The sequence below is a fragment of the Prevotella sp. genome (genome assembly GCF_036570325.1).
GTDB lineage: Bacteria > Bacteroidota > Bacteroidia > Bacteroidales > Bacteroidaceae > Prevotella.
The window spans coordinates 1-15,633 of record NZ_DATCYK010000055.1; the positions used below are offsets into that span (position 1 = coordinate 1).

A 15,633-nucleotide genomic window follows, 5' to 3' on the forward strand; every position below is an offset into this window, starting at 1 on the left:
GTGGTATAGATTTTCTTTCTGAATGCGATGGCATAGAACTCGTTCTGCACGGTTCTGTTGAACCGTTCACAGATACCGTTTGTTTGTGGACTTTTTGCCTTGATTTTAGAGTGGTCTATATCCTCTACAGCCAAATACAGCTCATACTCATGGTTTTCTCTGTTCCCGCAGTATTCCGTGCCCCTATCAGTGAGCATGCGCATCAACTTCAAGTCATGTTGTTCGAAAAAAGGAATGACCCTATCGTTGAGCATATCAGCAGCTACAAGCGCATTCTTCCTATCATACAGCTTGGCAAACCCTATTTTGGAGTAAGTGTCTATGACAGTCTGCTGATAGATGTGTCCTACATCTTTAATATATCCCACATAATAAGTATCTTGTGAGACTAGAAAACCGGGATAATAGGTTTCGATTTCTCCATGTGCTTGTTTTTCTTCTTTTGCTTTTTCCAATGCTGCTACCTGGTTCTCGTCAAGGATGATACCCTCTTGTTCCACTTTAGCGGATAATGCTTTCAGGCGTTTCTGGAAAGTTTCCATATCATGCCGTAGCCATATGGAGCGCACCCCGCCCGGAGAAATAAGAATACCTTTCTTACGGAGTTCATTAGATACACGGACTTGTCCTAATGCAGGGGTGTCTATTGCCATTTGTACAACAGCCTGTTCGATATGTTCCTCCACACGGTTCTTTATGATAGGCTTACGGCGAGAAATTTCTTGCAAGGCGACTTCACCCCCTTGTTCATACAACTCTTTAAAACGATAAAAACTGTCACGGCTGTAGCCCATAATCTTGCAAGCACGTGATACGTTTCCTAACTGTTGGGAGAGTTCAAGCAATCCCAGTTTGTTCTTGATGACCTTTTCTGATGTTGTCATAACTCAATCTGTTTTCTGTTACAAAATTATTCTTTTTATGCGTAACTGTCAGATTAAGTCGTGACTAATTCATATTCGCAACAAATGATTATTGATACTTCTTTGCGTTCGAGAGTAAGCCTACTGTCAGAAAAATCTTTACTACTACACAAAAACTTACCCAATATATATTTTCTAATTTCATTACTCTTTGAGAGTTTCTTTTAACAATGCAACATCTGAAATATCTAAAGAGAACCATTCTCCACGTATATGCTTATCTCGAAATGTATTGTGCAAAGCTGTCTCAATTGCTAAAGCTATTTTCCGTGAGGGATATTTATGTGCACAAAGCAACTCTATAGATGGCTTTTCACTTTGCAGAGTACTCTCTGTAATGTGGGTTATTTGATACTCCTATTTTATAGTACCCATTTGACTTATCTTCCATCAAATAAACCGAACACCATTCAAAAGCAACATTTGCTGATGTAAATTCTACATTTTTTTCATTGACAAGTAGACTTTCTACATCTATTTTGCAATTATTTCCTATAAGAGTTTTAATAAATTCATCTACATATTCATGGAAAAAATTGCAAGATATGTCATAGTTATACCAACTATTTTCATTCTTTCCGTCAATACAAGTACCTCCTTCATTATTTAAAATAATACGCCAATTAGTTACTTTTTGTTTCCATAAAAGTTTTAATTGACTTTGCTCCAAGCTAAAGCTCATACATCTTATGTTCGATTTCATAATTTGGTTAAAATTACCATTATCAAATTCATACAAAATATAATTGCGGTCCATAATCCTTTCTTCTTTTTCTGAAACAATAGGAATTATTGTGTCGTTCACAACAGCCTGAGATCTGCTGTCAAAAAATAAATTTATACTCTTTGAATTATCAAGAAGTAAGAGTAGTTCGTCACCTTTTGAAGCTTTGATACGTTTTTTATCATAATATAAAACAAGATATGAATTACCTCCTCTGTATTCTAAAGATAAATAAATTTGGAGTTGGTTATTAAAATTAAAAGAAGTTGCTTGCATTGGATATGCAACGGATTCTATTTCACAAATTTTATCCCACTTTATTTCTTTGTCCCCAAGGAAAGGATCTACAGATATAATAGGAACACTTATTTTACGCATATTAATATATTTATTTTGTTACAAATATAATAGATATTATAATAGTATACAAATAAATAGCTAACATTACTTAACTCCCTTTTCCTCACTTTGTAAGCCTTTTCAAACAACACCTCAGAAAAGTTATTGCAATGTAATCTCAAAATAGTTCAGTCAGAGTTGCGTGTTACTTCTCATACTATTTACTCACCATATACCGTTTTCCTGCCATTATTCTCACCTACAACAACAGAAAAGACAATTACCACTACAAACCGGACCTTTACCATAAAAGCTACTATATGTGGCATTGTTTGTCCTATAATATAATAACTTTCTATATAATTGTACTTAACTTTGCGAAGTACAATATAATTAACTTAAACTGAAACCAATGAAAACTATTTCAACAAAAACATTCTTTAGAATCTTCTCTATCCTTTTGACAATGGGGTTTGTTAGTTGTCAGGATCAAGTTGCAACCATGCAACCTATTGAGAAACAACCTACAATAACACATGCTATTAGTAGAGCTACGTCAAATCTTCCTTTTCTTCAAGGGGCTGACCTATCCTATGTCAATGAACTTCAAGATGGTGGAGTGAAATATTATAAGGATGGAACTGAGATAGATCCTTATAATATGCTCAAGAAATATGGTGGCAACCTTGTACGACTTCGTCTTTGGCATAATCCGACCTCTTGGACTAATTACTCTACATTGGAAGATGTCAAGCGAAGCATTAGAAGAGCTAAACAAGCAGGGCTTAACGTTCTTCTTGATTTCCATTACTCTGATTCTTGGACCGACCCTGAGAAAAACCTTGTACCCGAAGCTTGGAGACCTTTTGTAAAATATTCCAATCTTCTTGCTAACTCCGTGTACGACTATACTTATCAGACATTGACCCACCTGATGAATACCAATCTATTGCCCGAGTTGGTGCAAATTGGAAATGAAACTAATAATTCAATCATGGTAGCGGATAATGCGGACCTTTTGCCCACTAACTTTGTCCGGAATGCGAAATTATTCAATGCAGGATTGCAGGCTGTAGCAGATTTCAATCATCACAATAAAAAGAATATCCAGACGATTCTTCATGTTGCCATGAACCCTAATGACGCGATGTCTTGGATTGCCAATCATAAACGATATGGATTGCAGTCATTTGATATGTTAGGGGTTTCTTATTATCCACAATGGCAAGATTATACACCAGCCCAACTTGGAGATTTCGCCGCACAACTACGTTCTACCTATGGTGTGCGTCTTTTTGTAGCAGAGACTGGTCATATTTGGACTCGTGCTTGGAATGATAATAACATCAATCTTATGATTAAAATGTGTATAGGCTATCCGGAAACACCTTGCCCTCAGTTACAGAAAGACTTCCTTATAGAAGTCAAAGAAGCACTCATTGCCAATGGTGGAGCTGGGTTCTGCGCATGGGAACCATTCTGGGTATCTGCTAACAACCAAACGCTTTGGGGTGTAGGCTCTAACTGGGAAAACGTTTCTTTCTTTGATTTTCACAACAATCTTCTTTCCCATGGCGGAATGGAATCTTTTCGTGAGGATAACGTAAAAGTCACTTTTGAAGTTAATATGTGGTACGAAGGCGCTGATAAAAAAGCATATATCACAGGCGACTTCACAGATGATGGATTTGGGAATTGGCAAATTATACCTATGACACAAGCAGAAAAAGGTTCTTCAATATATTACTTCAACACCCATCTCAGCAAAAACCAGACTGGCAAATTTTATTTTCTATCAGACTCAACATGGACAAGTCGAGAATATATTAATGGATGGCAGCAGGATCGAACTTATAACATTTCAACCTCTGATTCGTGGATGAAGATTGCAAAAACATTTGGAAAAGAATAGTTACTCACACTTTTCAAACATACTCCCCCATACTTTAATCAACAGTTGTTTGATTTTGGTATGGGGATTTTTATTAATATACGTCCGAAATGTTGCATATATAGTCTAAAATGTTGCACAATACAACAGATTGCAATTAGGGAACATGCTTAAAATATAGTACATTTGCATGCAAATAAATAATTTTGTTATTAGTTAATGCCAATGAAAATCCTAAAGTCAATCATTGCGATATTTATGCTCCTTGCCTCAAGCATATTGCAACAAACTAATGGTATGACCAATTTACCTGTATCTGATTTAGCTTGGAAAAACATTTCCATAAATGGTCATAGTACAACTGTCTATTGCCTAAACCTTGATAGTAAAGGTATGATGTGGGCCGGCACTGATAATGGCTTATATTTTTATGATGGGATGATAACACACCCAATCAACGATAAGAAGCTTACCGGTGCCAAAGTATATGCTATAATAGAATACAAAAACATATTGCTTCTTGGTACAAATAATGGTTTGTTGTCTTTTAATCGTGATAACGGAAATATTGACATTATCAATCGTACCCCCAAGGAGATCCGAAGCATGCTACTTCTTGAGCATACTCTATGGATAGGAAGTTTATATGGAGTATATTCTTTAGATTTAGCAAACGGGAATATTCATGATTTATCCATAGGACTTCCGCATAAATCAACTTATTCCTTGCTAAGAGACTCTAGAGGAATGATATACGCCGGAACTTATGATGGTTTGGCTAGATGGAATCCAGCAAAGAAGAAATTTATCCCCATTAAGATGAGCTCAGAATTGCAAAAATCACATAATCTGTTTGTAAATTGCCTTTTAGAATCTAATGACGGAAACTTTCTATATGTCGGGTGTGAAGGTGCTATATATAAATATATGATAGCAGAAAATAAGTGGGAACGCATTTCTTCGTTTGATGGCAATAATATAAAAAGTTTGGCAAGAATCAACAATGAACATCTTTTGTTTGGTACTGACAATGGTGTCTATGAAACTGTGGCCAACAATACGATAAGGCATTATAGACATGATTCCCGACAAGATTACACTTTAGCCGACAATGAAATATGGTGTTTGTTGACAGATGATGACAGCAATGTATGGGTTGGGCATAACAGAGGCTTCTCCATTTCCTCGCATTCCAATACTATCCGAACCTTACGCTTGAGCACTTTGGCACATACAGGAGATGGAAATGAAATTCACAATATACTGAGAGACAGCTATGGTTGTTTGTGGCTTGGCGGAACAAACGGCATTTTAAAACTACCAAAACATGGTAGCCCTTTATGGTTTAGACATGATAAATCTCCTAAATCCTTGTCGCACAATAGAATTCGTGCGATAAGAGAAGATATGAGTGGCGACATTTGGCTATCAACTGATGGCGGCTTAAATCGGTTTAATCGTACTTCAAATACATTTGATGTATTTCATGTGGTAGATCCTAAAGGAGGACATAATACTAATTGGGTTTACGCAATGGAAGAGGACTCCACGTCATATTGGATTGGTGGATTCTTAGGAGGATTGCATCAAGTAGCTAAATCAAAGTTCAAGTCAAATGGCGGTATCGTGCATTCTAACATAGCAATCAATGCCGACGGAGACTTAGGTACGACTAAAAACAATCGCTTGGCTAATAATTTTGTTAACGATATTGTAAAAGATAATATGGGCAATATCTGGGTATTACTTTTCAGAGATGATATATTAACATGTTATAATCCCGGCAATAAAACAATGACCCGCTTCAACATATATAAATTATGTGGTAATTATCCTTCCATGATAAAAAAAGATAACCAAGGACGAATCTGGTGTACTTTTAATGGAGGAGCTATTATTTTCAGTGATAAAAAGAATTATAAGATTATTCGTTTTGCAAAAGCAAGCGAAGATGAAGCCGTAATAGCTTTGGGGCCTGTAGGGAAAGACATGTGGGTTAGTACCCAAAGTAATGTCTGGAAGATTGATGGGAAAACATTAAAAGCTAAGATACTGCCTATACCACAAAAAACATATACAGCCATCTATGAGGATACTCTGACAAAGAGAGTTCTGTTAGGGGGAAAGGATGAAATTCTTGAGGTTGACCTATCAAACCTTGTCGGGACATCCGGTTTTAAAAGTATCAAACTCGCCTTGATAAACATCGAGAATACGAACTTTACTCGGTATGACCTGAATAAACAAAATTCTCCCATCAGTATTCCTTACGGCGGAAGTATTTCTTTAATAGTAAGCTCTTTAGATTATTCACCGGAGACAGTGCATAGGTATATGTACAAGTTGGCTGAATCCAAGACTGATACGATCGGAGGCTGGACTATATTACCGGAGGGTATTAATACCATCTCGTTTAATGAATTAAAGATGGGGTCCTTTGAACTTCTTATAAAAAGGGTCGGCATGGCAGACTCCCCTATTTCTATTCCGTTAGAGGTGAGTGCACCATTGTTATTATCATGGTGGGCCATATTAGGCTATATCTTAATTGCTGCCGGAGTAATCTATGGAATTGTAATGTATTTACATCGAAGGAATCAACGTATTTTTCAAGAAAAGGAACGTCAAAAAAACCTTGAAAGCGTAGAAAAGAAACTTACGTTCTTATCCAACATATCCCATGATCTGAAAACACCATTATCTATGATATTAGGTCCGGTAAGCCTCATGAAAGAGCGTAGTCGGGATCCCGAAACACAAAAATCACTTGAAACGATCTACAACAATGCGGTTCGGCTAAACAATATGATTCACAAAACATTAGAACTTCATCGTTTAGAAGATAATGAAGATTCTCTTCTGATATTATCTACATTTGATATTGTTGAATTCTGTAAAGGAGTTTTTGAGACTTTTAAAGAGAATCATCCTCAAAAGAATTTTATATTTCATTCTTCATGCAGCGACCTATTTATAGAGGGCGACGCTGTAAAATTTGAATCTATTATAACCAATCTGTTATCAAACGCATGCAAATATTCAGAAGAAGGGGCTACTATATCATGTGGAATCAGTAAGCAAGATGATAATGTTGAAATTGTAGTTTCTGACGATGGTATGGGCATTGAAGAGGTTGACCAACCATTAGTATTCCAAAGAATGTTCCGCGCCCCATCCACAGCCAAGCTCCAAGAGGGAACAGGATTAGGTCTATACCTTATAAAGAAGTATTTAGAACTAATGAAAGGGAATATAGATTTTTACAGTAAGAAGGGGCAAGGCACAGCGTTTACCGTTACATTACCTATTTCAAATAAGGAGATTACTAAGAAAAATAAAGAGCCATATAATGATAATAAAGGGAAGTCAAAGATTCTTATCGTGGAAGATAACTCAGAAATATCCTTTTTTATCTCAAATCTATTAGACAATAATTATACCTTATTATCAGCAGATAATGGCCGTTCCGGACTTGCCATTGCATCCTCATTCTCGCCAGACCTCGTAATAGTAGATGAAATGATGCCCATAATGACAGGTTTGGAAATGTGTCAGCGTATGAAGCAGATACCACGGCTTGCATCTATTCCAATAATAATGTTAACAGCAAAGAGTGACAATCAAACAGAAAATGAAAGTATAAAACTTGGTATAGATGTATTTATGCCCAAACCATTTGAACCGAATGTTCTATTCGGTCGAATCAACTATCTACTTAAATCGCGTAATGAAATTAAGGAGAAAGTTCGTATCCAAACGATAACAGAAGCAAGACCCATCGAAGCAGAATCAGCCACGGAGAAACAGCTTGCAAAAATTGCAAAAATTATAGAGGACAATGTTTCTGATCCGGACCTGAATGTAAACTTTTTATGTGAAAAAAGTGGTATTCCACAAAAACAGTTATATAGAATGATCAAAAAATATATGGGGGTAGCTCCACTTGACTATATAAGAAGAGTTAGATTACAGAAAGCGGCAATGTTACTTAGTCAAAAAAGATTTACTGTATCTGAAATAAGTTATATGGTAGGATTCAAGACTCCTTCTTATTTTGCCAAGTGTTTTCAAATTCAATTTGGTGTGAAACCAAGTCTATACCAAGAAGAAAAAGAAATAACGAAGTAAGGCATAGGACATTTTGCAAACTTTTTAGACACCAACCAACTATTGGTCCAAAATGTTGCATCAATTGTCCGATTATTAAGGCTCCCTATGCCTAATGTTATATACCTTTGCGCTTACAAAACAGCTACAAATATAGGTTAGAAAGATTGTTTTAGGTTTCATAGAAGTGGCTAATACCATTTAAATAACTTTTAAATTGAAAACTTAATATAAACCAACATACAATTCCTATGAACAAAACAATTAGTGCTTCCGAAATAAGGGGCTGGCTTTTGGGACTTCTGATCTTACTCCTTATACCCGCTTCAGCATTCGCACAAAACCAACGGACAGTTACAGGAACTGTCTCTGATGAAACTGGAGAGCCTCTCATTGGGGCTACCGTCAAAGTTGTAGGTCAGCCTATAGGTGCCGCAACAGATTTCGATGGGCGTTACACCCTTAAAATCCCAGCCGACGCAAAACAACTTACAGTGTCTTATGTTGGCTACAACAACCTGATTGTAAATATTACGTCAAATGTAATGAACATTACTATGAAACCGAATTCTAAAATCTTGGATGAGATTGTAGTAATAGGCTATGGTGTTCGCAAAAAAGATGACTTGACCGGTTCTGTTTCCACTGTAAGTGAGAAAGACTTTAATAAAGGCATGATTTCCTCTCCTGAAAACTTGGTTAATGGGAAAATTGCCGGTGTCCAAATTGTAAACGGTGGTGGTTCACCAACTGCAGGATCTACTATACGTATACGTGGTGGAGCTTCTTTGAATGCTTCTAACGATCCCCTTATCGTACTTGATGGAGTACCGATGGAAGTAGGTGGATCTGTCAGTGGAAGCGGAAACTTTTTGAGTCTGATTAATCCTAACGACATTGAAAGTATGACAGTTCTTAAGGATGCATCGTCAACAGCTATTTATGGTTCGCGCGCTTCTAACGGTGTCATTATTATTACCACAAAAAAGGGAAAAGGAGATGGAATAAAAGTTGCGTTTCAAACAACCAATTCTCTTTCTACAAAAACCAAGACCTCTGATATGCTATCAACAGATGAGTTTATCGGAATCGTAAATGAACTTGGCACTGACAGACAAAAATCCCTTATTGGTAATAGCCGGACAAATTGGAATAATAAGATATACCAGACAGCCTTTGGTACAGATAATAATTTAAGTGTTTCAGGGCGTGCTACCTCTTGGCTTCCTTTCCGAGTTTCTGCCGGAGTTTATTATCAAGACGGCATCCTCCAAACAGATAATGCCAAGCGTTTTACCGGAAACTTGAATCTTACACCTTCTTTCTTTCAGGATGCTCTTAAATTTCAATTTAGCCTGAAAGGAACATATTCGAAAAACCGATTTGCAGACACTAATGCGATTTGGGGTGGAGCTACGCTTAATCCCACTATACCCGTTTTTTCCGGTAATGATACATTTGGAGGATATAATGAAGCCATTGATGCTAATGGGATTCCGGTTACAGGGGCACTTGCAAACGCTGTAGGACGCTTGAATCAGTACCAGTCAACATCAGATGTATATCGGCTTATTGGCAATATAGATGTAGATTGGAATATCCATTGGGTTAAAGGTCTTAGGCTTCACGCTACAGGAGGCTATGACTGGTCAAAGGGAGAAGGAAAAATATATGTACCAAGTGAGGCTATATCATATTATACTACCGGTGGACGTGACTATAAATATGGACCACAAAAAAATTACAACCGACTATTGACTTTGTACGCTAATTACAACCGGGATTTTGAAACTATACAATCGAATTTGGATGTTACTATGGGGTATGATTATCAGTATTGGAAATATACAACACCTTTTTATGCGGTTCTCAATGTAGATGGAGTACAGCAGTCAACTTCAGCCGCTACTGACCAAAGACATTCACTTATTTCTTACTATGGTAGATTGAATTATACATTGATGGGACGCTATTTATTAACTGCAACGGTAAGACGAGATGGATCTTCTCGTTTCTCACCAGACAACCGTTGGGGTACTTTCCCGTCTGTAGCTTTAGCATGGAGATTGTCCCAAGAAACTTTTTTTGAACCTCTCCGTAATTTCATAAATGATTTTAAACTTCGTGCTTCTTATGGTATTACCGGCCAGCAGGATGGTATCACAAATTATGGATACATTCCGGTTTATACCCATGGACTTGACGGAGCACAATACAGATTTGGAGGTAATCCAGTTTATACTTATCGTCCGGAAGCATACAATCCTGATTTAAAATGGGAAACCACTAAATCATGGAACTACGGTGTTGATTTGTCCTTTATGAATAATAGATTCACTTTATCTGCGGATTATTACACGCGCAACACAGAGAATCTACTTGCTACAGTTCCTGTTCCCGCAGGTACAAACTTCGATAAATTAATGCTTGAAAATGTTGGTAATGTTGAATCCAAAGGTTTGGAACTTGCCCTTACAGCTCATCTCATCAGCAATAAAAATTGGGCTTGGTCTGTAACAGCGAATGCGGCATGGCAACGCATACGTATCAAGAATCTAACTCTGACTCCCGGCGCCCCAAGTCCTGACACAGAAGTTGGACCTTGGATCGATGCGTATCAGATGCAAGTATTCTCTACAGACTATGCACCTTATTCTTTCTTCCTCTATAAACAATTATATGATGAAAAGACCGGTCGCCCAATAGAAGGCCTTTATGCCGATCTTGATGGTGATAGCGAAATAACAAATAACGACAGATACCACACCCATTCCCCTGCCCCCGATTGGATTCTTGGTTTTTCTACGAATGTACGCTATAAGAAGTGGGCATTATCGACATCTATACGATCCAATATCGGTGGTTATATATTTAATGGAATGGCTATGAATACCGGCGCATGGGAAACGATGAGCTATAATGATTATCAGCTTAATAATTTAAACAGAAGCTTTCTTGACACCCATTTTACACGCCGACAGTTCTTGAGCGACTATTACCTTGAGAATGCCTCATTCCTAAAAATGGACAACTTACAACTCACCTATGACTTTGGGAATATATATAAAAAAATGAATCTTCAGGTTTCTGCTATGATACAAAATGTATTTACAATCACTAAATATAAAGGTGTAGACCCGGAAACATCCAATGGAGTTGACACAGCGATATATCCACGGCCTCGCACTTATTCAGTAACTATCGGTCTCAATTTCTAAAACGAATACTATGAAAAAAATAAATATATTATTTGGCTTCATACTGGGAATCAACCTGCTCTTCTGCAGCTGTACTGATGATCTTAACCAGTTGCCTATAACAGAAACAACATCTAAGGATGTGTATGCAAAAGCAGCCAATTATAAGAGTGTCCTTGCCAAAATATATGCTTCTTATATCCTTGCCGGTCAGGGACAAGGTGGTGACAATGGCGACTTGACAACCATTAATGGTCAAGACTATTCTCGTGGATATTTCAATTTACAAGAAGCAGGAACAGATGAAGTCGCAAACACATGGCTCTCTGGAAACAACCTCGTGGACTTAACCTATATGAATTGGAGTTCTAAAGATTCATGGGCTTCAGATTCCTACTATTGGTTATTTTTCAATATCACGCTTTGCAATGAATTCATTCGCCACTGTGCAGACAGTGAGCTTACCAAGTTTTCCCCTGCTGAACAAAATGAGATTCATGCTTTCAAGGCTGAAGCAAGATTTATGAGAGCATTCAGTTATTGGATGGTTCTTGACCTTTACCGTCAAGGACCTAAAGTAGACGAGACAACACCTGCAACCGGTTTTATCCCGGAAGCCTATGACGGGATAGAACTATTCGATTTCATTGAAAAAGAGTTAAAGGAACTGGTAATAGAAGGAGGGGCAAACTCCCTTCCGGACACCAATGAATATGGACGCGCAAGTAAACCGACAGCATGGGCTCTTCTTGCCCGCCTATATCTTAACAGTTCCGTGTATCGTGGTAAAGTTGACACTAAATACTATACAGAATGTATCACTGCCTGTCACAAAATTATATCAAACCCTACATTCTATCTTGAACCGGATTATGCAAAACTGTTTAATGCGGACAATCACAAACGCACCCATGAAATATTGTTTGCATTGGTTTGTGATGCAACAACCTCTGTCACATGGGGTGGTGGTACTTATTTGGTATGTGGTTCTTGTGGCAATTCCAGCTCTCAGAATCCTGAAAAATATGGTTTAACAAACGGCTGGGGCATGTTTCGTGCCCGAGGAGAGATTACCTCAAAATTTGGTGACCTATCTACCACCTTAGATTCTCGTGCCATGTTCTATACCGATGGGCAAGAGCAATACTTTACCGGTGCCATTGATAATCAGTCTGAAGGATATTTCTTTGAAAAATTTACAAATTTAACAGACGAAGGGGTTGCTGCATCTAACTCTGCGGCGACAGGATGTTCTACGGATTATCCTATGATTCGATTAGCTGATGTTTATCTTATGGCTGCCGAAGCACTGTTACGTGGTGGTGCCGGTATTTCAAGGACTGAAGCTCTTGAACTTGTAAATAAAGTACGTATGCGGGCTTATAAAAATGATGAAAAAGGTAAAATTACAGATGGCGAATTAACACTTGACTTTATCCTTGACGAACGAGGTCGCGAACTCTATCTTGAATCAATACGCCGTACAGACCTTATACGGTTTGATAAATTCACAACCGACTCATACATTTGGCAGTGGAAAGGTGGAGTCTTGGATGGCCGAGCTGTCAATGCCAAATACAATATTTATCCTATACCGGCCACTGATTTGACTGCAAATCCTAATCTAACTAACTCACTTTATTAACCATCGAATATGAAATTTTATAATAGTATAAAAATAGCTCTATTGTCAGGTTTCATTACAATAAGCTTTGCTTCATGTAATAGTGACATAGACACGGTATATGTCAATCCTTCCAATGATATTTCATTAGGCGGGGCTACAGGTGATATTATTTTAAGTCCAAATAATCCCCAATCACTCGCAATGACCATCTATTGGAGTGGTGACGGAGAGCTTGCCCTGAGCAACCCACTTCTGCAAGCACCACTGAATGCTGCCGATGAAACCATCCAATTATCTAAAGACGAGGACTTCTCTACCACAATTGACCTTAGTGTGGAAAAGGGTGTCCGCTCTCGTCAATTCCTTTGCGAAGAATTAAACTCCTTACTTGGACGTTTAGGCTATATCGCTGACGAAAAAGCTCCATTATATATTCGGATACGTTCTGTCCTTGCGGCAAATATAGAACCCTCCTATTCAAAAACGCTGAAAGTTATGGTCCAGTCATACCGAATACACCTCATTCTGGGTACGGTTCTTAATTCTGATAAGAGCGAAACGACCATGCAACTGGCTTCTCCAAAAGAAAATGGTATTTACCAAGGCTTTATGGGAGTCAATGGTTGGACACAATGGTGGTTCAAAGAAGCAAATAATGTTGTATGGGGCAACCTTGGAACAACGGGAAAGACATTCCATGCTTCGTCCGCTGACGATCATTGGAACTTTTGGTTCCCCAATCCTACAGGCTGCTATTATACAACACTTAACACTGTCGAAGGATGGTGGAGTGGACTCCATATAGATAACTTAACCATCTCAGGCGACATTCATGGAGAAATGACCTATAACCAAAAGGCTAACCAATGGACAATGCCGGTCAATCGAGCTACTGCGGGAACTGTCACAATAACCATTAGCGGCCAAGGTAGTCTTTATAATAAAGAGACTACAGACATGGGACCGGCAACACAACAAAAAGTTGCCTTCGGAGGTAATAGTCAAGAATTGACATTTGGAGAAACCGGTACGGCTATCTCCGTTGAACTTCCTGCCGGTGAGACGACTCTTATTCTTGACTTATCCAATCCACTGGCCCTGACCGTTGCGGCAGGTGAAGCTGAACCAGAGCCAGCTCCTGAACCGCACCTCTATTTCTCCGGTATCGTCAATTGGAATGGCTTTGATGATTACATTACCTTATACGATGAGGAAACTCTGAGCTATGGAGGAGCCCATTGGATAAATTCTGAATGGGGGTATAGAGCTTATCCTCAAGCAGATTGGGCTGTAGCCTATAAGGGAGAGAACAGTGCCACGGGACTATCAGGAAGTTTAATCCTTGCGGAATCAAGCAATGATGGCAATATTCCTGCCCCCAAGAGCGGTCTATATGTCATGGATTTCAACATGAAAAAACTTACCTACTCGCTAACTAAAATTGAAACGGTTACTTTTACGGGACTAAATGATGATTGGTCAGAGCATGAAATGAAACAATCGAGCACGAATCCGGAAATCTTTACGGCGGAGTTTGTTAAAGAGAAAAAGACTCCTTGGGGCGTTAAAGTACTGATCAATCACAATTGGGGACTTTTCTTCGGTGGTGGTAACGGCACGCTCCTTTTAGGACATTCAGACGCTACTACTGGTTTTGATGGCGACAATGACCTTACAGTAGGCGAAACCTATATTCTCACTATAGACCTTGGAAAGCAAACATATACTTATACTCTTAAATAAAGAACATCAATGAAAATGCCAACATTAATATCTGCATTTATATTAGCCGCATCCTTATTATGCGGTTCATGCACGGAAGATGGTCCTATCACGAATCCGAGACAAACGACAACATCCAACAAAGAAAAGGGAAAAGGGTTTGCTCGTGGAGCTGATGTCAGCTGGATTACGCAAATGGAATCAGAAGGATATAAGTTTTTTACCCCCGGAACGGATAGAAAAGAAATGGAATGTATGCAACTTCTGCATGATTACTGTGGCGTAAATTCTATACGTTTGCGTGTTTGGGTTAATCCAACAGACGGATGGAACAACATCGATGACGTGGTTCTCAAAGCTCGGCGTGCAGAAAAACTCGGACTACGTACAATGATCGACTTTCATTTTTCTGACACTTGGGCTGATCCCGGTCATCAAGAGATGCCTAAAGCGTGGAAAGCATTATCTTTTGAGGAGCTGAAAAAAGCGATGGCAACCCATGTCACAGAAGTACTGACTGCCCTGAAGAATGTCAATGTTACTCCCGAATGGGTTCAAATTGGTAATGAAACCACGCCGGGAATGATGTTACCTGCTGGTGACGTGGTAAATAATCCGGTCCAATTAACCCAACTCAACAACTCTGGTTATGAAGCCGTAAAAGCCGTATTTCCTACAGCTTTAGTTATTGTTCATCTTGACGGAGGCAATGACCAATGGAGATACGACAGAATGTTTGATGTCCTTGAAAAAAATGGTGGTAAATACGACATGATCGGCATGTCTCTTTATCCATATTGGGCAGAACAGCAAGGACAAGCCGGTGGCTGGATGAAGGTGGCAGATGACTGTATCACCAATATTAATCATCTGAAGCAAAAATACAACAAGCCCGTAATGATTTGTGAAATAGGTATGCCGTATAACCAACCTGAAGCATGCAAACAACTTATTTCTAAAATGATGGAAGCACCGGTAGAAGGTATCTTTTATTGGGAACCACAAGCTGCAAATGGTTACAACGATGGTTATAATTTGGGATGTTTCGATAATAATGCTCCTACAACAGCTCTTGACCCATTTAAGTTTCAGACAAAATGAAG

General features: G+C 38.5%; 9 protein-coding genes. 6 read left to right on the forward strand and 3 right to left on the reverse strand.

Annotated elements, in window-relative coordinates:
- The 3 genes from VIR50_RS03820 to VIR50_RS03825 all read right to left on the reverse strand — a co-directional run.
- Positions 1-884 (reverse strand): IS481 family transposase (locus VIR50_RS03820; protein ID WP_331933814.1); only part of this gene is annotated, 884 nt, incomplete at its 3' end.
- A gap of 183 nt (positions 885-1,067) precedes the next feature.
- Positions 1,068-1,220, reverse strand: a complete 153-nt coding sequence (locus tag VIR50_RS12390; RefSeq protein WP_414703528.1) for a GIY-YIG nuclease family protein — start codon at positions 1,218-1,220, stop codon at positions 1,068-1,070.
- 16 nt (positions 1,221-1,236) lie between these two features.
- Positions 1,237-2,025, reverse strand: coding sequence for a hypothetical protein (locus VIR50_RS03825; protein WP_331933815.1), 789 nt, complete (start codon positions 2,023-2,025; stop codon positions 1,237-1,239).
- Between the two features lie 373 nt (positions 2,026-2,398).
- Here VIR50_RS03825 and VIR50_RS03830 point away from each other — a divergent pair, with 373 nt between their 5' ends.
- The 6 genes from VIR50_RS03830 to VIR50_RS03855 all read left to right on the forward strand — a co-directional run bounded on the left by VIR50_RS03830 (position 2,399) and on the right by VIR50_RS03855 (position 15,631).
- Positions 2,399-3,898, forward strand: a complete 1,500-nt coding sequence (locus VIR50_RS03830; RefSeq protein ID WP_331933816.1) for a glycoside hydrolase family 53 protein — start codon at positions 2,399-2,401, stop codon at positions 3,896-3,898.
- Positions 3,899-4,102: 204 nt separating this feature from the next.
- Positions 4,103-8,005, forward strand: a complete 3,903-nt coding sequence (locus VIR50_RS03835; protein WP_331933817.1) for a hybrid sensor histidine kinase/response regulator transcription factor — start codon at positions 4,103-4,105, stop codon at positions 8,003-8,005.
- A gap of 230 nt (positions 8,006-8,235) precedes the next feature.
- Positions 8,236-11,202 carry a SusC/RagA family TonB-linked outer membrane protein gene (locus tag VIR50_RS03840; protein ID WP_331933818.1) on the forward strand — a complete coding sequence of 989 codons (2,967 nt, stop codon included), beginning with the start codon at positions 8,236-8,238 and terminating at the stop codon, positions 11,200-11,202.
- Between the two features lie 10 nt (positions 11,203-11,212).
- Positions 11,213-12,826 carry a RagB/SusD family nutrient uptake outer membrane protein gene (locus VIR50_RS03845; RefSeq protein ID WP_331933819.1) on the forward strand — a complete coding sequence of 538 codons (1,614 nt, stop codon included), beginning with the start codon at positions 11,213-11,215 and terminating at the stop codon, positions 12,824-12,826.
- A 9-nt stretch (positions 12,827-12,835) separates the two neighbouring features.
- Positions 12,836-14,551 carry a DUF5114 domain-containing protein gene (locus VIR50_RS03850; protein WP_331933820.1) on the forward strand — a complete coding sequence of 572 codons (1,716 nt, stop codon included), beginning with the start codon at positions 12,836-12,838 and terminating at the stop codon, positions 14,549-14,551.
- Between the two features lie 9 nt (positions 14,552-14,560).
- Positions 14,561-15,631 (forward strand): glycoside hydrolase family 53 protein, encoded by a 1,071-nt coding sequence (locus tag VIR50_RS03855; protein WP_331933821.1) that lies wholly within the window; start codon positions 14,561-14,563, stop codon positions 15,629-15,631.
- The last annotated feature ends 2 nt before the right edge of the window (positions 15,632-15,633 follow it).

Excerpts from the sequence above, each read along its gene's own strand:
- VIR50_RS03825 (WP_331933815.1), bottom strand. The coding sequence starts at position 2,025 with ATGCGTAAAATAAGTGTTCCTATTATATCTGTAGATCCTTTCCTTGGG.
- VIR50_RS03830 (WP_331933816.1), top strand. The coding sequence starts at position 2,399 with ATGAAAACTATTTCAACAAAAACATTCTTTAGAATCTTCTCTATCCTT.
- VIR50_RS03835 (WP_331933817.1), top strand. The coding sequence starts at position 4,103 with ATGAAAATCCTAAAGTCAATCATTGCGATATTTATGCTCCTTGCCTCA.
- VIR50_RS03840 (WP_331933818.1), top strand. The coding sequence starts at position 8,236 with ATGAACAAAACAATTAGTGCTTCCGAAATAAGGGGCTGGCTTTTGGGA.
- VIR50_RS03845 (WP_331933819.1), top strand. The coding sequence starts at position 11,213 with ATGAAAAAAATAAATATATTATTTGGCTTCATACTGGGAATCAACCTG.
- VIR50_RS03850 (WP_331933820.1), top strand. The coding sequence starts at position 12,836 with ATGAAATTTTATAATAGTATAAAAATAGCTCTATTGTCAGGTTTCATT.
- VIR50_RS03855 (WP_331933821.1), top strand. The coding sequence starts at position 14,561 with ATGAAAATGCCAACATTAATATCTGCATTTATATTAGCCGCATCCTTA.